Consider the following 19,129-nt stretch of genomic DNA (forward strand, 5'->3'; position numbering starts at 1 on the left):
TTAGTATGAAATTACTTCGTAACCTGTCTCTGTAACAAGTACCTGATACTCCCACTGAGCAGATGGCTTACCATCAAGTGTGGAAACCTCCCAACCATTGTTAGGATCAGTCTTAATCTTCTGTGTACCCATGTTAATCATTGGTTCGATAGTAAACATAAATCCTGGAACTAAAAGAAGCTCTGTGCCAGGAAGTGTGTTGTAACCAACCCATGGCTCCTCGTGGAACTCAAGTCCTACACCGTGTCCGCCAATCTCACGAACAACCTGATAACCATTAGCGTGAGCGTGCTTGCAAATAGCAGCACCTACATCACCAAGGAAGCCCCATGGCTTAACCTGCTCAAGTCCAAGATCACAACACTCCTTTGTAACCTCAACAAGTTTCTTTGTCTCTGGATCAACATCACCAATCATAAACATTCTTGATGAATCAGAATAATATCCGTCTAAAATTGTAGAACAGTCTACATTTACAATATCACCGCTTTTAAGAATTACATCCTTTGAAGGATATCCGTGGCAAACCTGATCATTTACTGATGTACATACGCTATATGGGAAGCCCTCATAATTAAGAGGAGCTGGAATACCACCCATTTTTGTAGTGGTATCATATACAATCTTATCAATTTCTGCTGTGCTCATGCCTTCATGAATTGCCTCGGCAACTGCATCGAGACAAGCCATGTTAATAACTGCTGACTGTCTAATCTTCTCTACCTGCTCTGGTGTCTTAAGCATGTCATGTGTTGGAACCTTGTGCCCCTTCACAGCAAAGCTTTCAATCTTTCTATCCATTGCCTCGTGGCACTGCTTATACTTACGACCACTGCCACACCAGCATGGGTCATTGCGATTTATCTTTTGCATTTCTACGTAAACCTTTCTTCTCTGCTTTAAACTTTTCCTTGTCCTCATCAGTCAAACCATTAATATAATTTATCTTTGTATGTTTGAGAGTAATGTCTCCAAGAACAAACTTATCCCATAACTTTTTATTTATTTTAACAGAATGCTCGTCTCTGATAAGACCATAGTTATAGCCATCGTATTTATAGGCTGCCTGGCTAGGTCCATTTTCTTCAGCGAGGTGATTCTGATATTTTTCTGCTATAGCTGCAATTCTAATTTGCTCATTTATAGTTTCCTCATCACAAGGAAGCTTTTCCCACTGCACATCAAGTAAATCCTCCCAGAAATCATTGATGGCATAAGCAAGGTCTGTCTCTTCTTCAGCAGAGAGAGTATCCAGCCCCTCTGCTACCGCAAGCCGATAAAAAAGATGGTCATGAATGGCCATATCTATAACTACATCCTTAGATGCGCTTTGGATAAAGGTTTCATTGGTGTAGAGATTCCAGAAATCTTTTGTGTAATCAGCATTATACACCTTTGCCTGCTCCTCTACCTTCCTTTCTTCAAAAAGAATGTAGAAGGCAAGATCTCTGAAGGTAACCTCTTCATCATCAATGGTAACCGCAGCGTCATCCAGGTGTGCATTATAATCCAACGGCCCCCTGCCATCTCCCATGTTTATAAGTGCGTAGACTACTACACCTGCGCACAAAATAACACCTATCAGTTTTGCAATCCTTTTAATAATCATAGCACCCTTCTAATCGTAATGATTGAGTGACATGTAACAGGTCTGTAGTTAGTAATACCTGTGGCTGTACTCTGAGCCTCTACAATAAGACCGCCACCAGCATAAAAAGCTACGTGACCTGGGTAACAAACTATATCTCCCGGCTGCATATAATTATAACTTACTTCCTGACCCACACTACGGAAAGAACCCGAGGTCATACGTGAGCCGTAGGTAATGCCAAAGTTTGCAAGGACACCCTGTACAAAACCTGAGCAATCACAGCCGTCTGTAAGGGATGTTCCACCCCAAACATATCTGTTTCCAACAAACTGATTTGCATAGGATACAACACTGGAACCACTGATTCCTGTGGTATAACCTGGATTTAAATCGCCATTAACATTGTAGTTTCCTGATGTCTTAACAGCACCACTTGTTCCACCAGCTGCAGCTCTGGCGGCAGCTTCTCTGGCAGCTCTAAGTGCTGCTTCTCTGGCGGCAATCTCCTTAGCTTCCTTAAGCTCCGCATCCAAATCGTCCATCTCGCCGCGCTTCTCAGTAACCATAACCTCAAGAGCAGATTCCTGAGTCTTCAGTTCCTTTTTCGCTGATTCGAGGGAAGCCTTTTCTTCCTCTAATGCAGCTGCAAGCTCTTCGATTTCAGCCTGTGTGGCGATGAACTGGTCAAGCTTAGCTCTATCATATTTCTCAACACTCTTAGCGTAATCAACTCGATTTAAAAACTGTGTTATCGATCCTGACTGAACGAGCATCTCAAAAAGACTTTCCTGTGGTGTCTCGTACATGTATTTGATACGAAGCTTCATTGCTTCATACTGAGCTTCCCTGGCTGCTGTAGCATCTGCTAATGCTGCCTGTGTATCTTCAATTTCTGCTGCAGTAGAATCAATTTCTGCATTAATCTCGGCTATCTGGCTAACCAAGCTATATAAATCAGCATCTAAGGCATCTATCTCATCCTGTAATGCGTCCTGCTCAGCTTCAATCTCTGAAATAGAACGAACGGCATTGGAAACTGTGGAATCCGAAGCAAGCACTGCAACGCATACCACTATACATAAAGCTGCCTTAGCTATTTTTGAATATTTCATAAACACTATCTCCAATAACCTTATAAACCCAATATATAGAGAAATTTACACAATCCCTCTATATTATGATACAAGTTATAGGAACCCTTTTCAACCTAAAAACGAAAATGACCTCAGCCTAAGCTGAGGTCTAATTTGAAGCCATTATGAAATTGTAACTAGCAAAGTTTCATGCGAATTTCCTTAGTAATTATGTCTGTATAGCTGAAGGATAACAACTGTGATGGACATGTCTCGGTGTCGTCAACTAATATAGTAAATACACTTGGGTAAGCTTCTTGAATAACACCTTGCTGAATGTCAACCTTGTTACGACCCTTGTCTAACTGAATAACAACTCTACTACCGCATTGCGATCTAACAGATTCGCGCACCTTGTCGAAGTCCTCTCGTTCCATGATGTCTCCCCCTTTTCTAGCAATATAAATATTGCAGTTCTAGCAATTTATATTTTGCTGAATCTAGTTTACCATTTTTTGTATAATTTGTCAAAATTTTATACAAGTTTTTTGAATATTTATTATAAAAAATGTCTGTCAGACCTAGAAAACGTTACACTTTATAACTTTTATTAAAGCTACATTTAAACTTCAAAGTAATCACATTTCATTCATTTGATAATTAAGTTTGACTAATTTATAATGAAATTATCAAAAACCTTGGAGGTACACATGTTAAGAACTATCATAGTGGTTTTGTTTATCAGTATTTTTCTGATTTGCAGTATTCCTATTTGGGGAATTCTTTTTATTTTAGGATTATTCAATAAGAGAGCAAAAGACGTTATCGGTTATAAAATTGTAGCTTGGGCCTTTGGTGTGGTTGCCTTCCTAGCTGGTGCGAAATATGAAGTACACGGCTTAGAAAACATTCCAAAGGATAAGACCGTTCTTTTTGTTGGAAATCATCAGAGTTACTTTGATGTAGTAATCGGATATCATCTTTGCCCTGCTGTCACAGGTTTCCTTGCAAAGGACGACATCAAAAAAGTTCCTCTTCTCAGCACCTGGATGGTAATAAACTATTGCTTATTCCTTACAAGAACAGATCCTCGTCAGGATTTAAAGCTTATTTTAAAAGCTCAGGAGTACATTAAGTCTGGCATCAATATGTTCGTATTCCCAGAAGGAACACGTTCTAAGACTGGTGAGATGGCTGAATTCCACGAAGCTTCTCTCAAGGTCGCAACAAAGACTAACAGTCTTATTGTTCCTGTTTGCTTCACAAACACAAGAGAGGTTTTGGAAGCTCACATGCCTAGATGCAAGCGTGCAAAGGTAATCGTAACCTTCCTTCCACCTATCGATCCAAATGCACTTGAGGGCGAGAATAAAAAACGCCCTGGAGCATATATCCAGAGCGTAATGAAAACTCAGCTTGATGCTGATGCAAAATTACTGTAAGCGATTCTTAATTGCTTCTACAACAGCGGTAAAGTTCATAAAGTGTGAAGCCTTAACCAATATAGTGTCACCACCGCGAATAATAGGTAATAAGTCTTCTAACATAGCTTCTACATTGGTATAGTGATGTGCCATGCAGGAGCTATTTTTTTGACTAAGAGATTTATTAATCTCCTCTGAAAGCTCACCTACTGTAAATACATATCCGATATGATTATCCTCAAGAGTCTGACCTATCTCATAATGGAGCTGACGCTCGTCCTCTCCAAGCTCTCCCATATCTCCAAGAACTGCAATCGAACGTCCTGGTGCTTTTCCAAGAACCTCAATAGAAGCCTTCATAGATACTGGATTTGCATTGTAGCAATCATCAATGATAGTAATATCTCTAACTTCGATAACGTTATTACGACCAGCAATTGTGCTAGCCTTCTCAAGGCCACGCTTGATTTCGTCATTTGTAAGACCAAGAACCTTGCCCATTGCTGTAGCAGCAAGTGCATTCATAACATTATGTGTTCCAGGAAGTGGAATATTAGCCTCGAAGGTTTCTCCGAAGGCATTGATTAAAGCATAAGTGCCTGTCATGCCATCTGCTGTAACTTCGCTGGCGCTAACCTCCTGTCCATTAAGACCATAGAAAATCTTTCTGATTCCGAGAGTATCTGCATTTATAAGCTTGTCGTCATCTCCATTGAGAATGACAGCGCCATTCTTATTCATATGCTCAAAGACTTCTGTCTTTGCCTGCAGGATTCCATCTCTTGTCTTAAGGAATTCAAGATGGCACTGACCAATATTTGTCATTACAACAAAATCTGGCTTTGCAATATCTCCCAAGCGATGCATCTCGCCAAAATCTGAGATACCCATTTCAACTACAGCTACCTGATGCTCATCTTTTATTCTGCAGATAGTAAGTGGAAGACCAATCTCGTTGTTGAAGTTGCCCTCAGTCTTGAGCACGTTGTACTTTGTACCAAGAACTGATGCAAGCATTTCCTTTGTACTTGTCTTTCCAACACTTCCGATAACACCTACAACAGGAATATCAAGCTGCATTCTGTAATTTGTAGCAATCTGCTTTAATGCAAGCTTTGTATCCTTCACGATGATGTATGGACCTGAAGCATTTTCAAGCTTTCTTTCTGAGAGGCTTGCTAAAGCTCCCTTTGAAAAAGCATCTTCAATAAAATCGTGACCATCAACTCTTGCGCCAACCATTGGGATGAACAGGAAATCCTTTTCGACCTTTCGGTTGTCATTGACGGCACCCTGTATTTCTGAATTTTGAAGGGCCTCCATGCCCTCTGGCATAATAAGCTGCCCGTCAACCACCTGAGCAACATGTGCCAATGTCATATTTTTCATATATCTTCTCTCTAATCTATGCGTACTTCATTAATGAAACCTTGATGAGATGCTCACACAAATCCTCAAAGTTCATGCCAACTACAGCTGCTTCCTGTGGAAGGAGACTTGTTGGTGTCATGCCTGGAAGTGTGTTTGCTTCAAGGCAATAAATGTTTTCCTTTTCATCCATCATGAAATCGATACGAGCATATGTTGTAAGACCAAGTGCCTTGAAGGCTGTCTGAGCATACTGCTGCATCTTGGTAGTAGCCTTTGTACTGATTTCTGCAGGACAAGTCTCAACAGCAGAACCTGCTGCATATTTATTCTTGTAATCATAGAAGCCCTGCTTTGGAGCAATCTCGATAATAGGAAGAGCCTTTCCTTCAATAACACCATCAGAAAACTCTCTACCCTTGATAAACTGCTCAATTACAACTTCATCTTCCCATTTGAAGGCTGCATCCAAGGCCGCATCAAGCTCATCTGGAGTATTTACGATAGTAACACCGATTGATGAGCCACCACAGTTTGGCTTAACGATGCATGGATACTTATCAAACTTGAACTTCTTGCGGTTTTCTTTCTTAAGTGAAACGCCTGTTGGAACAGGAACTCCTGCTTTTTCAATGACATTCTTTGTCATCTGCTTATCCATGGCAATTGCACTTGAAACGTAGTCATTTCCCGTGTATTTTATTCCAAATAAATCAAAGGCAGCCTGAACCTTACCGCTTTCGCCCTCTCCACCGTGAAGAGCCATAAATACCACATCAGCCTTCTGACAGATTTTGATAACGTTTGGTCCAAAGAAGCTTGAGCTCTGATCTGGACGGCTAGCCTTAATAGCCTCAAGGTCTGGTGCCTCTGTAGGAATATCTGCAACCTTTACAGAATTAGCCTCACTATTCTCAAAAATATCAGTGATATCACATTCTGCATCCTTATATCCCATAAAGACATCAAGCACTAATGCTCTATGACCTCTGTTTCTAAGGGCTTTTGCCACCATTGTACCAGACTTGAAGGAAACGTCTCTCTCTGAGCTTAATCCACCAGCCAAAACTACTATATCCATAAAACTACCTTTCAAATATTAAAAATTTATTTTACCATGCGTTAATATAGTATTTTTTTCGAAAAAATACAAGTGCCCCAGGATAACCAGTTTCCTTATTTGCTCTAGATTTTCACTAATGTGCCATTCATAAACTCCACAAGATCTTTTGATGCATTTAAAAAGTTTCTTATTATGTCAGCTCCATTTCTATCTCCTATGGATTCGCAAACATCCATTTGAATCATTAATGAATGAAATAAGGTCCGTGTATCATTATCACTTAGATATCTGGTAAATATATATTCCAAGCACTGTTTTACTGTAGAATAATCATTTTTCATCATGCAAACCTTTGCTAGAGCAAAGGAAGTCTCCAAATATTTATCCACCATAAATGGGCTTCTTGGATCTAATTCATTTGCCAACAGACCTCTACATATTAATTCAGCAGTCTCTATATCCCCCATAATTCGATATGCCTCGCTAATTTCGTAAAAAATCTGATATTCAACCTGAGATAATTTCACATTTGGTAAATCCCTATAATCCGGTATCTTTCTCCTAAGCTCAAAGGTTTGTATTATCTCATCAAGGAATTGTTCTACACTGAGTCCTCGCTTCCTTATTGATATAAGATGCCCTAATGTGTAATATTGCATGTTTTCCCGTTTTTCCTCTTCGTCGTTCTCCTCCTCACACTCCTCCATCAAACATCTAAACTTCTCCAGCTTCTTTTCTATTTCGTCTCCACGTCCCTTTTTTATAGCCATCAGTAATTCTTTTCTAGCTGCCTTAAGACCAAATACGCTTTCCATCCACAGCTCATCATAGATTATCCCAATGGATTCAAATATGCTGTCTAATTTCATAAATATCCTTCGGCTTGGCAGTTCTTTTCCAGCCTCAAGCCTTGCAATTGTGCTTATAGCGCAATCAATCATTTCCGCTAACTGCTGCTGGGTTAATTTGAATTCTTTTCTCAACCATTTCAAGTAGTTACTGAAACCTGTTTTGTGCATAAAAAATACCTCCTATATCTATAATGTTAATGAATCGCATTATATCAACAGGAGGTTAAAATTCGTTGTTAAATTTTTTATTAAATCCCGAACTTTAGAACTCTGGCTCTATAAGACCGTAAGCTCCGTTCTTTCTCTTATAAACTACATTAATTTCATCTGTATCAGCATTTCTGAACATAAAGAAGTCATGTCCAAGCATTTCCATCTCAAGGCATGCATCCTCAGCATACATTGGCTTCATATCAAATTTCTTAGTACGGATAATCTGAATCTTATCATCATCCGCTATCTTTTCCTCAATGAAATCCTGAGCGAAAATAGCTCTTGAATCAGACTGTTTTCTGTCGATAATCTTATTTCTGTGCTTCTTGAGCTGAGCTTCCAATGTGTTTGTAACTGCCTCGATTGAAGCATACATATCAGAAGTAACTTCCTCTGCTCTCAAGTAACTTCCCTTCATAGGGATTGTAACTTCTATTTTCTGACGTCCTTTCTCTACGTCCAATGTAACGATTGCTTCAGTATCCTTGTTAAAATACTTGTCTAACTTCTTAAAGCGCTCCTCCACCGCTTCCTTAAGACCCTGGGTTAATTCGATGTTCTTTCCTGTGATTGTTGTTTTCATGATGTCGTACCACCTTTACCGAATATTTAATAAATTAAGGAGGGACCCATTTATGGGAGGATCCCTTCATTTCCTGAACTGCCCATTGCCAAAGGCAATTTACCATGGCAGTTCTTCCTTTGATTAATAATGGAATTTAATTTATTATGTAATTAGTATAGCAATTGAATTTAAAAACCTCAAGAATTTATCTGATAATTAATAATTTCTTAATATATTGTATATACTAATAATGTGTAGTACAGCAAATAATAAGGAGATTCTCATGAAAAAGACCGCTTTAATAACTGGAGCAAGCAGAGGTATCGGACGTGCCATCGCCATTGAACTGGCAAAGAATGGCTATCATCTTGCCCTGTTTTGCCACAGCAATATAGACATGCTGAACGCGCTCGCAGAGGAGCTTGGCAAAAAATACATAGTTGAAGTTTACACCTATTGCGGTGATATATCTGACTATGGATTCACCATTCCAGCCTGCGAGGATGCTTTAGAAAAGCTTGGGCAGATAGATGTACTTATCAACAATGCCGGCGTGGCTCACCTCGGATTACTAACATGTATGTCTGTGGATGAGTGGGAACACGTTATTAACACCAATCTTTCAGCTGTTTTCTATACCAGCAAAACCATCGCACCTTCTATGATTCGCCGCAAGTCTGGTGATATCATCAACATCAGCTCAATGTGGGGCTCTGTAGGTGCCAGCTGCGAGGTAGCTTACTCAGCTTCTAAGGGTGGTGTAAATTCCTTCACAAAAGCCTTTGCCAAGGAGCTTGCCCCTAACGGAGTTGCTGTAAATGCCATCACCTGCGGTGTTGTTGATACAGATATGAATGGTCAGCTCTCTGACGATGAGAAGGCTGAACTTGCAGAAGAAATTCCAGTTGGTCGCTTCTGCAAGCCTGAGGAGATTGCACAAACTGTTTTAAGCATAATAAATGCCCCATTCTACATGACGGGGCAGATAATCGGAGTTGATGGGGGCTATATTTGATATATAACAAGGACTATAATTCCCATCACGCATATAATATAGGGTAGAAATACATTTTTATATGCTATTTCTAGTTTTGAGAAGGGCTAATTTAGATGTCCAAGCATATAATAATCAAATTATTTAAATAATTATATGCTTTTTTAGAAGTTTTATGTCTCTAAATATCTTGTATGAGCATATAAAATGAAAGGTTTTTTCTTTTTTATATGCTTGATAAACTAAAAATGCCTGTTTTAAGCATATAATTATTTAGAAATTTAATAAGTTATATGCTTTGTCATTTAAAAATGGATTATAAAATCAACCTCTTCAAGTATTCCCTATACTTCTCAGCCTCCTCATCAGGGAAGCAAATACTTGCTCCAACACCTGTGAGCCAACCATACAGCTGAGGGCTGACCGCCACATTGATTCGAGCCTTTACATAGTCTTCTCCGTCAGGTCGAAGGTCTATGCCTGTGCCAAATTTATCAAGGGTGACACCTACCAAATGCTTCGGAAATCTAATAGTGATTGCACGTTCCTCGCCAGCAAACATGCTGACATGATGTCTGGCGTACTCATGAGGGTTCAGGGCATTTCGCTGCTCTATACCTTCTCTAGAATCCTCAAGCATTTCCGCAGAAACCATTTTATCCACACGATAGTGACGTATCTCCTGATTCTCTCCGTCAAAAGCTACAAGATAATAGTTCTCATCATTTCTAATAAGGAAAGCTGGGCTTACCTTATATATCTTTCCTCCATGACGGGGCTTCATTTCCTTTGTCAGTGTCCATTCCTGATATTTGAAGGACATCATCTTATCGTTATCCAGACATTGATAAATAACATCAATTGTATAGAAAATCTTTTCATTAGCTGAAGTCGCCTTTTCAGGCACAACCACTTGACGCTGAAGCTGGGCGGCATCCTCCTTGCCTGCCAAGGTAGTCAACTTTTCCACAAGGTCTTTGGTTTTCTTCTGAGATATAAACTTTGATGCGCCAACTGCATCCACAAGAAGCTTTAATTCAGCCAGCTCAAATACGCGTGTGCCAATGTAGTAACCATGGTCGCCCTTTACCACATCCACACCAGCATCCATCAGCGTATCCATATCCTTATAGACTGTCTTTCTTTCCGCTGGAATTCCCCTTGCTTTAAGGCGGCGAGTCATTTCCACAGCATTGATTTGATGCTGTTCGTCACTCTCTTCCATAAGAATTTGATATTCATGTATAATCTTAAGCTTCTGGCCCCCAACGTGTGGCATTACCCCAATCCTCACTTTTCTATTTTATTTAAAACTTTTGTGATATAATCCTTATGTTTAAGTATAAAAGAAATATCAATTGTTTAAAAGGAATTATATGAGTAGACAAGATTTTTATAAAAAATGCAGAGAAGATTATCCTACCTTCACTTATCAGGGATATTCTTATGATTTAAATAACGAAGGTATCAGCATGACCTTTGATTTTTCTATCGATGGTCTAAGCGAATTTCATCCTACCTGGAGCATTCCACGCATCAACGAAGTAGCATCAATCGATGAAGCCCTTATTGACGACATGGTGTTCTCTCTTGGTATGGTAGAGCTTGTCAGCTATTGGAAGATAGCCTGCCCACCTACAGTAATTATCAAGGACAGAAACCTTTCTGCTGAGCAAATTAGCTGGTGGAAGAAGCTTTACTTCAACGGACTTGGGGAATTCTATTACACTAACGGTATCGAGGAGGACTTCGATGATTTCATGACTGTAAAATGCGAAGGAACAAAGCAGCCTAGATGCATCACTCCAAAGGACAGACCTCGCATCTCAGCTGGCAAGAAGCCACGTGTTATGGTTCCAGTAGGCGGCGGAAAGGATTCAGTAGTTTCTATCGAGCTTCTTCGTGAAAAAGCTGATGTTAATTGCTATGTTATCAATTCAAGAGGTGCTACAGATGCTACTGTTGAAGTGGGTGGCCTTACAGACCACACTATCTACGCTAAGCGTACTCTTGATAAAAATATGTTAGACCTCAATGCAAAGGGCTTCTTAAATGGTCACACACCATTTTCTGCGCTTGTTGCATTTTCAAGTATTATTGCTGGATATCTTAATGATTTACAGTTCGTGGCTCTTTCAAATGAGAGCAGTGCCAATGAATCCACTGTTGCAGACAGCTATGTAAATCATCAGTATTCAAAGAGCTTCGAGTTTGAGGCAGATTTCAGACACTATGAGAGAGATTTCATTGGCTCAGGAGTTTTCTACTTTAGCTTCCTGCGCCCACTTTCTGAGCTTCAGATTGCCATGCTCTTCTCACGTTTCAAGAAGTACCACGGCATTTTCAAGAGCTGTAATGTAGGTAGCAAGCAGGATATCTGGTGTGGACACTGTCCAAAGTGCCTGTTTGTTTATATCATCCTGTCTCCATTCCTTACACTTGAGGAATTGGATGCCATCTTTGGCAAGAGACTTTTCGAGGATGAGACTCTCATGGAGGATTTCGACAAGCTATGCGGCATCTTACCAGAGAAGCCATTTGAATGTGTAGGTAGCCGTGACGAGGTTAACGCCGCAATCACAGAAGCTATCAGCAAGTATGCTAAGAAGCAGCTTCAGCTTCCTGTACTTTTGATGCACTATCAGGACTCAGCAGTAGTTCCTGCCATCACATTCGAAAAATTCAAAAATCAGTATTCATCAGAACATGCTTTAGATGAATTCTTTGAAAATATAATTAAGGACGCACTATCAAATGAAGGAAACAATTAGAAATTTAGTTAATAATAAAAAGGTTTTAATTTTAGGATTTGGCCGCGAGGGCCAGTCAAGCTTTAGAATGATTTCATCCGTAGGCGGATATGAGTGCCTCGATATTGCAGATGCTAACGCTGTCAGCTCAGATCTTACAGCTATGCACAATGTTATTACAGGTGCTGCTTACTTAGATTGTCTTGATGACTACGATGTAGTTTTCAAGAGCCCAGGAATCGTTCTTCCAAAGGATATTAAGGAATATAAGTGCCACATTACCTGTCAGGCAGACCTGTTTCTTCAGGTTTACGGTGCTCAGACAATAGGAATTACAGGAACTAAGGGCAAATCCACAACATCTTCACTTTTATATCATATACTTAAGACATGTGGTAAGGATGTTCTCTTCGGTGGAAACATCGGTCTTCCTATTTTTGATATTACAGACCAGATTCATCCACGTACTATTATCGTGTTTGAGCTCTCATGCCACCAGTTGGAGTATGCTCACTACTCACCATCAAAAGCTATCCTCTTAAATCTCTATGAGGATCACCTTGACCACTATGGTTCAGTAGAAAAGTACTGGTACGCAAAGCAGAACATTTACAGAAATCAGGGCTACTGCGATTTCCTTTTCTGCAACCCAGATTTCTTACCAAAGCAGGGCGAATGCAAGGCTGCAATTATCAAGGTTAAGTCAGGAGATTTACCATTTGCATCCTTTGAGGAGATTCCAGGAGTTACACTTCGTGGTACTCACAATCTTTTCAACACAGCTTTTGTTTATGACGTTTGCCGTCGCTACGATATTAGCGATAAGGAATTCATGGAGGCTCTTGCAAGCTTCAAGACACTTGCTCACCGCCTTGAGTTCATCGGTACAAAGGACGGAATCGATTATTACGATGATTCAATTTCAACCACAGTAGAATCTGCTATCAGCGCCATTAAGGCAATTCCAAATGCAGGCACCATTCTCTTAGGTGGTATGGATAGAGGTATCGATTACGATCCACTTGTAGAATTTTTACAGACACGCACTTTAGAGCACATTATCCTCATGTACGACAGTGGAAAGGTTCTTCTTGAGAAGCTTCAGGCTGTTGCTACACCAGAATTTATGGAGCATGTGCATTACATAGAAGAATTAGCTGACGCCTGCGAATATGTTAAGGAAAACGCTAGCAAGGGCACAGCAGTTATTCTTTCACCAGCTGCAGCAAGCTATGGTGTATTCAAAAACTTCGAGCAGCGCGGTGATTTCTTCAAGGAACAGATTGGATTGTAAAAGCAGATGAGGTGTATTTATGGCACGTTCACGTTCCGGATTTTTAAATCAAGAAGGTCCAAGAGTAAAATTCTGTACAAAATGTAACTGTCGAATACCTGTAAACTCTCCTTACGAGCTTTGTAGGGATTGCATGAAAAAAGAACTCTTTCCAAAAGTGAAAGAGTTCATAAATGAAAACGATGATGTTAACGAAATGATTGTCGCTCAAGAGTTTGGAATTGAACGTTCCATCGTCCATGAGTGGGTTGTAGAAGGTCATCTAGAGTATAAGAAAAGGCTTGATTTTTAATCAAGCCTTTAAAAAATTACAAAATTAGATGGCTGATTTATGCAATTAATGCTCCTCTTGACTTCTATAAGCAGTTAAAGCATGCCACCTTGTGATTATCCTTATAATCATAAAGCTCTGGCTGCTCAGTTTTACATCTTTCTGTGGCATAAGGGCATCTGGTATGAAATCTGCAGCCCCTAGGAATATCAAGAGGGCTTGGAATGTCTCCATCAATAATATCCCTATCCAAATCTAAAATATTTTCGGGCTCAATTCCCGGAACAGACTCTAAAAGAGCCTTTGTGTATGGGTGCTTCGGATTGAAATATACTTCATCGCTGTCTCCGATTTCCACCATCTTTCCCAAATACATTACACCGATTTTATCTGATATATGACGAACCATATTTAGGTCGTGGGCTATAAAAAGATAAGTAAGACCAAATTCATTCTGCAAATCTGATAAGAGATTTACCACCTGCGCTTGTATCGACACGTCCAAAGCAGATATTGGCTCATCACATAAAATAAACTCTGGATTTACAGCAAGGGCTCTTGCGATACCTATACGCTGTCTCTGCCCACCTGAAAACTCATTGGGATATTTGTACATGTCTGAGGCAGTCAGTCCCACCTTATTTAAAAGTGAAACAATTATCTCCTCCTGCTCTTCTTCAGTCTTTTTTCCAAGCATGGAAATATTTTCACTCATGATTTCTTTTACAGTCATGTGTGGATCTAATGCTGAATAAGGGTCCTGAAAGATTATCTGCATTCTCTTATGAATATTTTTAAGCTCTTTGCCTTTGATGTTTGTAATATCTGTCCCATCATAGATTATCTGTCCCTCTGTAGGCTCAAGCATTCGGATGATTGTTCTTCCAAGAGTGGATTTTCCACAGCCCGATTCGCCTACCAGGCCAAAGGTCTCACCCTTTTCGATTTTGAAGGAAATATCATCCACTGCTTTGACAGTTTCTTTTTTTGCTCCAAAGAGCTTTCTATTTACAGCAAAATGTTTGCTAAGATTTTTTATTTCTATTAAAGTGCTCATTACAAATCCTCAGTTATGCTCTAGCCAATTCTACGTATGTGTTATCTACCTGAATCAATCTTTCACGCTCACCCTTTTGACATTTAGGAATAGCCTTTAAAAGCGCCTTTGTGTAAGCATGCTTAGGAGAATACAGAATTTCTTCCTTAGTGCCTACTTCCACAATCTCACCGCTGTTCATTACAGCTATCCTGTCTGCAATGCTGGCTACCACTCCCAAATCATGAGTGATAAGTATGATGTCCATTCCCTCTGTCTCATGTAAGCTTTTCAGTAGTTTTAAAATCTGAGCTTGGATAGTAACATCAAGTGCTGTGGTAGGCTCATCAGCGATTAGAAGCTTTGGCTTTGAACAAAGCGCCATTGCAATAAGCACTCTTTGTCTCATACCACCAGAAAACTCGTGTGGATACTGCTTCAAGCGCTTTTCAGGTGATGGTATTCCTACCTTCTTAAGCATCTCTATAGCCTCGTCTTTCGCTTCCTTTGTGGAAATCTTATGATGTCTTTTTATAACCTCCACAAGATGCGCTCCTACTGTTTTTAATGGGTTTAAGGCAGTCATTGGATCCTGGAAAATCATAGCAATCTCGTTTCCACGGAGAAGTCTTTTTTCTTTCGTGGTGAGATTTTTCAGCTCTCTTCCATCAAAAAGCATTTCATCTGTATATGCTTTTCCATTCTCAGGAAGTATATCCATAAGAGCCTTCATTGATACACTTTTTCCACTTCCAGATTCACCCACTATGGCAAGCACTTCCCCCTTATCCATAGAGATATCTATGCCCTTTACCACCTTCACAGAATCTTTATCCTGTTTGAAATCCACCTGTAGATTTTTTATTGAAATCAAATTACCCATTTGCATACCTCGTACCCATTAAGAAGCTCTGCTTGGCTCTAAATATATTCTAAGAAGATTGCCAAGCTTATTAAATGAAAATATCGTAAATACGATAAGGAGTCCTGGAATAAGTGCCATATAAATAGAATTCTGCAGATTACTCTGTGCAGCCTGAAGAAGCTTTCCCCAGGATGACAAAGGCTCCTGAATTCCTATACCAAGAAAGCTGAGAGCCGATTCTGTCATAATGGCATCAGCTATTCCCGATGTAGCTGACACGATGATTGTAGGCATAACAGCAGGCATCAGATGTCTTAGAATAATCTTTACTGTATCTATCCCAAGAAAGGATGCATACTGAATGTATTCACGCTCCTTCAAGCTCATTACCTCTGCTCTTACCAAACGGGCTATTTCCATCCATGAGAAAAATCCGATAACAACAATTATGGAAAGAAGTCCCTTTTTGAAAAATATACTTACTACAGTGACAAGTATGAGCCATGGAATGGACTGGATAACATCTACTATTCTCATCAGGGTGAAATCCACCACTCCACCTAAAAAACCGGCAAGCATACCTATGGAAACTCCCAACACCGTGCTCATCAGCATGGCAAGAATACCAACTGTGATGGATACTCGACCTCCATATACAACTCTGGCAAAATAATCTCTTCCTATCTCATCTGTTCCAAACCAATGCCCCTTTGATGGCACCTCTAGGATATGAAGTACGTCTGTCTTTGTAGCCTCCAGTGGAAGCAGTGGAGCGATTATAGAAATCACAATTATAAAGATTAAAAATATGGCAGCTAAAATAGCAAGCTTATCCTTTAGGAAGGCTGCCCTTGTCATTTTGTTTCGTCTTTTTTTATCGTTCTTCAAAGCCTATACCGCCTTCCTGATTCTTGGATCTACCACGCAATAAAGTACATCAGATAGAAGATTTCCTATTATTACAAGTGTGGATGATAATACAAGTATTACCATGATTACTGGATAATCCATTCCCTGAACAGCCTTCACAAAATAAGGTCCAATTCCTGGCCAGCTGAAGACCGTCTCTGTAATTACTGCTCCTGTTACAAGGGTAGGCAGAGCCATACCTAGTCTTGTTACGATTGGAAGCAATACATTTTTTGAAACATGCTTAAAGATGATTTCTGATTTTTTTGCACCGAATGCTCTTTGCACCATTACATAGTCCTGAGAAAACTCGGTGATTGTAGATGAACGTACATATCTGATATTTCCTGGTAAAAATGCAAAGGTCAAAACCACATATGGCATCACAAAATGCTTTAGATAATCTACTAAATCATTGCTTCCTATGGTGTTCATTCCAAGAAGCGGAAGCACTCTTAATTTGTAACCAAACACATAAATCAAAAGCATGGCAATCCAAAACGTAGGAACAGCCAATCCAACTGATGCAAATCCATCAATTAATGTATCTGCCTTTTTTCCTCTGTTGGCTCCAGCTATTAAGCCTAAGATAATAGCAAGGATATATGCTGTCACATATGATGGAAGCACCAGCTTTATTGTGTTAGGGATACGTGAAATCAAATCATTAAAGATGCTTGTGCCATTTACAATGGAGTAGCCGAAGTTTCCATTTATAAGACCACCAAGCCATCTAATGTATCTGATATACAACGGTTTATCGTATCCATATTTTTGTCTGATTAACTCCACCATCTCCGGAGACATCTTTGGTGTAGTCATTGCATCTATGGCATCGTATGGAGCCAAAGATATCAGAGTAAAACATATCATAGTGATGATAAGCAATAATGGAATTGCATTTATTATTCTTTTAAAAATATATTTGAGCATTTGTACCTCCGCTCTTTTCCAAACATGGCACATCCCCGAAGGAATGTGCCATGACAGATTTACTGAGCAATTTTAAGATATGATGTATCCTCAAAAGTGTATACAGGAACAAGCTTTGAATCCTCGATACCCTGTATTCTGTTATTTACTACTAAAATCTTATTGTTTGATGTAATTGGATAGAATGTTGCCAAATCCTGAATCTCTGCCTGAAGCTTGTTGTAAATCTCCACTCTCTTTTCAGGATCATTTTCAGATCTGCCCTCTGCAAAAAGCTTATCAATCTGTGGTGCATCATAGTACATGTAGTTGTAGCTTGCACCAGACTCAAATAAGCTTGAGAATGTATCAGGGTCAATTCCCATGATATATCCACCAAAGTACATATCATAATCATTGTTTGCGTCGTGCATCTGAGCTGAAAGTGCTGTACCATCTGCTGCATCAAGCTCTACTGTGATTCCTACCTCGCCAAGCTGCTGCTGTAATAAGAGTGCCTGAGCTGTCTGTGCTGGATCACTTCCTGAATATCCAACCTTAAGGGTTAAATCCTTTACACCAGCCTCCTCAAGAAGCTCCTTTGATTTTTCTACATTCTGTGTGTACTTTTCAACATCCTCTGTATAGAACTGGCTTGTTGGTGGTACGAATGTGTATGGTGTTAAATAAAACTCATCTGAAAGGTAGCTGGCAATGTTCATGTCATCCTTGTTTAATGCGAAAAGAATTGCCTTTCTTACATTAACATCTGGAATATTTTTTGCATTAATCATAACATATCCTACACGTCCCTCTGAGTATGAATATGTTGAAAGATTATTAGCCTCTAAATCAAGCTTGTCTACCTCTGAAGGGATTGCCTGATATGCATCTACCTCTCCACTCTGTAAAGCAAGAAGTGCTGTGTCTGAATTCTCAATAATTCTAAATACGATGTTTTCGATTGAAGGCTCTCCCTCAAAGTAGTACTTGTTCTTCTTGAACTTTACATAAGAACCAGGAACATATTCAACTACCTGGTAAGGGCCTGTACCAACTGAATTCATGTTGTAATCATTGTGCTCGAAATCTGTTACATCCTTGTAGATATGCTCTGGCATAATGAAAATCTGGCTGAGCATCTCAAGGGCTGTTGGAGTTTCAAATGGGAATGTAAATGAAACTGTATAATCATCAATCTTGTTGATCTCTACTGTGCCTTCATCATATACAAGCTGTGAATAAGCCCATCCTAGATTTTCCTCCTGCTCCATAGCAGTGTATGTGAATACTACGTCATCAGCTGTGAAAGCCTCACCGTCAGACCACTTTACATCATCTCTAAGATTGAATGTATAGGTGAGATTATCCTCTGTAGAATAATCTGTTGCCAAGAACCAGTTAATACCGTCGGCATTGTACATATAAAGAGGCGAATAAATTAATTTGATAGTAGAAAGGTCCCATCTACTACTACTTGTGATTACGTTTGTTGACTCTCCTGGATCCCCGCTAATAGCATATGTAAATGTATTATTTAAATCCGAGTTTGCAACAATTTCTTCTGCTTCTATTTTTGCTGCATCTTCAACTACTGGATCTTTATCTCCACATGCTACGAGAGACCCCGCAAGCATTACAAATGCTAAACTCAATGATATCTTCTTAAATATCTTGTTTTTCATACATCTTATCCTCCGTATTTGCTATTATTCTTAAGACAGATATTTGCCGTATTTGCTAAATACCTATCAATTAAGTAGGTTTTACGAGGATGAGTATAACATGCTTTTTCTAAACTGTGTAATATACAAAAGTGATAGTTAACTATAAATTTAATTTATAATCAAATATGTTGATTACAAGGGCGTAACTGAGTGTATTTCTAGCACAAAAAAGACCTGAGTTTTAGCTCAAGTCTTTAAAGATGACAATATCATTTATATTTGC

19 protein-coding genes are annotated in these 19,129 nt (G+C 39.5%); 5 read left to right on the plus strand and 14 right to left on the minus strand.

Annotated features, from left to right (window positions below):
- The 4 genes from BMZ41_RS13015 to BMZ41_RS13030 form a co-directional block, all read right to left on the minus strand.
- Positions 1-873 carry a methionyl aminopeptidase gene (locus BMZ41_RS13015; RefSeq protein ID WP_090169988.1) on the minus strand — a complete coding sequence of 291 codons (873 nt, stop codon included), beginning with the start codon at positions 871-873 and terminating at the stop codon, positions 1-3.
- The gene (locus BMZ41_RS13020) at positions 851-1,609 is read right to left on the minus strand and encodes a hypothetical protein (protein WP_090169990.1); all 759 of its coding nucleotides are present in this window, start codon (positions 1,607-1,609) and stop codon (positions 851-853) included. Before BMZ41_RS13020 ends, BMZ41_RS13015 begins: the two co-directional genes overlap by 23 nt.
- A complete protein-coding gene (locus BMZ41_RS13025) occupies positions 1,606-2,703 on the minus strand; it encodes a coiled-coil domain-containing protein (RefSeq protein WP_090530329.1) in 1,098 nt (365 codons plus the stop codon). Before BMZ41_RS13025 ends, BMZ41_RS13020 begins: the two co-directional genes overlap by 4 nt.
- A 158-nt stretch (positions 2,704-2,861) precedes the next feature.
- The gene (locus BMZ41_RS13030) at positions 2,862-3,101 is read right to left on the minus strand and encodes a Veg family protein (protein WP_015548439.1); all 240 of its coding nucleotides are present in this window, start codon (positions 3,099-3,101) and stop codon (positions 2,862-2,864) included.
- 273 nt (positions 3,102-3,374) lie between these two features.
- Here BMZ41_RS13030 and BMZ41_RS13035 point away from each other — a divergent pair, with 273 nt between their 5' ends.
- Entirely contained in the window at positions 3,375-4,106 is a 732-nt protein-coding gene (locus tag BMZ41_RS13035; protein WP_176754549.1) for a lysophospholipid acyltransferase family protein, read from the plus strand.
- Here the strand turns inward: BMZ41_RS13035 and BMZ41_RS13040 are convergent.
- The 4 genes from BMZ41_RS13040 to hpf form a co-directional block, all read right to left on the minus strand.
- On the minus strand, positions 4,098-5,477 hold the full coding sequence (locus BMZ41_RS13040; RefSeq protein WP_090530332.1) for a UDP-N-acetylmuramoyl-tripeptide--D-alanyl-D-alanine ligase: 1,380 nt from the start codon (positions 5,475-5,477) through the stop codon (positions 4,098-4,100). The two genes, BMZ41_RS13035 and BMZ41_RS13040, sit on opposite strands and share 9 nt — an antisense overlap.
- A gap of 16 nt (positions 5,478-5,493) precedes the next feature.
- Positions 5,494-6,537 carry a D-alanine--D-alanine ligase family protein gene (locus tag BMZ41_RS13045; protein ID WP_090530335.1) on the minus strand — a complete coding sequence of 348 codons (1,044 nt, stop codon included), beginning with the start codon at positions 6,535-6,537 and terminating at the stop codon, positions 5,494-5,496.
- Between the two features lie 104 nt (positions 6,538-6,641).
- Positions 6,642-7,538 carry a helix-turn-helix transcriptional regulator gene (locus tag BMZ41_RS13050; RefSeq protein WP_090530338.1) on the minus strand — a complete coding sequence of 299 codons (897 nt, stop codon included), beginning with the start codon at positions 7,536-7,538 and terminating at the stop codon, positions 6,642-6,644.
- Between the two features lie 94 nt (positions 7,539-7,632).
- Positions 7,633-8,166 (minus strand): ribosome hibernation-promoting factor, HPF/YfiA family, encoded by a 534-nt coding sequence (gene hpf, locus BMZ41_RS13055; RefSeq protein WP_090170004.1) that lies wholly within the window; start codon positions 8,164-8,166, stop codon positions 7,633-7,635.
- 265 nt (positions 8,167-8,431) lie between these two features.
- On the opposite strand from hpf, the gene ymfI reads away from it, so the two are divergent.
- Positions 8,432-9,163, plus strand: coding sequence for an elongation factor P 5-aminopentanone reductase (gene ymfI, locus BMZ41_RS13060; RefSeq protein WP_090530341.1), 732 nt, complete (start codon positions 8,432-8,434; stop codon positions 9,161-9,163).
- A gap of 295 nt (positions 9,164-9,458) precedes the next feature.
- Here ymfI and BMZ41_RS13065 read toward each other — a convergent pair whose 3' ends face one another.
- The gene (locus BMZ41_RS13065) at positions 9,459-10,421 is read right to left on the minus strand and encodes a helix-turn-helix transcriptional regulator (RefSeq protein ID WP_090530345.1); all 963 of its coding nucleotides are present in this window, start codon (positions 10,419-10,421) and stop codon (positions 9,459-9,461) included.
- A 97-nt stretch (positions 10,422-10,518) separates the two neighbouring features.
- Here BMZ41_RS13065 and BMZ41_RS13070 point away from each other — a divergent pair, with 97 nt between their 5' ends.
- Genes BMZ41_RS13070 through BMZ41_RS13080 form a run of 3 tightly spaced genes read left to right on the plus strand, consistent with a single transcriptional unit; the run spans position 10,519 to position 13,478 of the window.
- Positions 10,519-11,913, plus strand: a complete 1,395-nt coding sequence (locus BMZ41_RS13070; RefSeq protein WP_090530348.1) for a MurL-like N-terminal domain-containing — start codon at positions 10,519-10,521, stop codon at positions 11,911-11,913.
- Positions 11,897-13,186, plus strand: a complete 1,290-nt coding sequence (gene murD / locus BMZ41_RS13075) for a UDP-N-acetylmuramoyl-L-alanine--D-glutamate ligase (protein ID WP_090530350.1) — start codon at positions 11,897-11,899, stop codon at positions 13,184-13,186. Before BMZ41_RS13070 ends, murD begins: the two co-directional genes overlap by 17 nt.
- 19 nt (positions 13,187-13,205) lie before the next feature.
- Positions 13,206-13,478, plus strand: a complete 273-nt coding sequence (locus BMZ41_RS13080; RefSeq protein ID WP_090530354.1) for a hypothetical protein — start codon at positions 13,206-13,208, stop codon at positions 13,476-13,478.
- Positions 13,479-13,542: 64 nt separating this feature from the next.
- On the opposite strand, the gene BMZ41_RS13085 is transcribed toward BMZ41_RS13080, so the two are convergent.
- The 5 genes from BMZ41_RS13085 to BMZ41_RS13105 are packed head-to-tail and all read right to left on the minus strand — an operon-like array spanning position 13,543 to position 18,864.
- A complete protein-coding gene (locus BMZ41_RS13085; protein WP_090170016.1) occupies positions 13,543-14,514 on the minus strand; it encodes an ABC transporter ATP-binding protein in 972 nt (323 codons plus the stop codon).
- A gap of 13 nt (positions 14,515-14,527) precedes the next feature.
- Positions 14,528-15,376 carry an ABC transporter ATP-binding protein gene (locus BMZ41_RS13090; protein WP_090530357.1) on the minus strand — a complete coding sequence of 283 codons (849 nt, stop codon included), beginning with the start codon at positions 15,374-15,376 and terminating at the stop codon, positions 14,528-14,530.
- A gap of 18 nt (positions 15,377-15,394) precedes the next feature.
- A complete protein-coding gene (locus tag BMZ41_RS13095; protein WP_242870700.1) occupies positions 15,395-16,246 on the minus strand; it encodes an ABC transporter permease in 852 nt (283 codons plus the stop codon).
- Positions 16,247-16,249: 3 nt separating this feature from the next.
- Positions 16,250-17,200: an ABC transporter permease gene (locus tag BMZ41_RS13100; RefSeq protein WP_090170020.1), complete on the minus strand. Its 951-nt coding sequence runs from the start codon at positions 17,198-17,200 to the stop codon at positions 16,250-16,252.
- Between the two features lie 59 nt (positions 17,201-17,259).
- Positions 17,260-18,864: an ABC transporter substrate-binding protein gene (locus BMZ41_RS13105; protein WP_090170022.1), complete on the minus strand. Its 1,605-nt coding sequence runs from the start codon at positions 18,862-18,864 to the stop codon at positions 17,260-17,262.
- Positions 18,865-19,129: the final 265 nt, after the last annotated feature.

It is taken from the genome of Pseudobutyrivibrio sp. UC1225, from assembly GCF_900115215.1.
Taxonomy (GTDB): Bacteria; Bacillota; Clostridia; order Lachnospirales; family Lachnospiraceae; genus Pseudobutyrivibrio.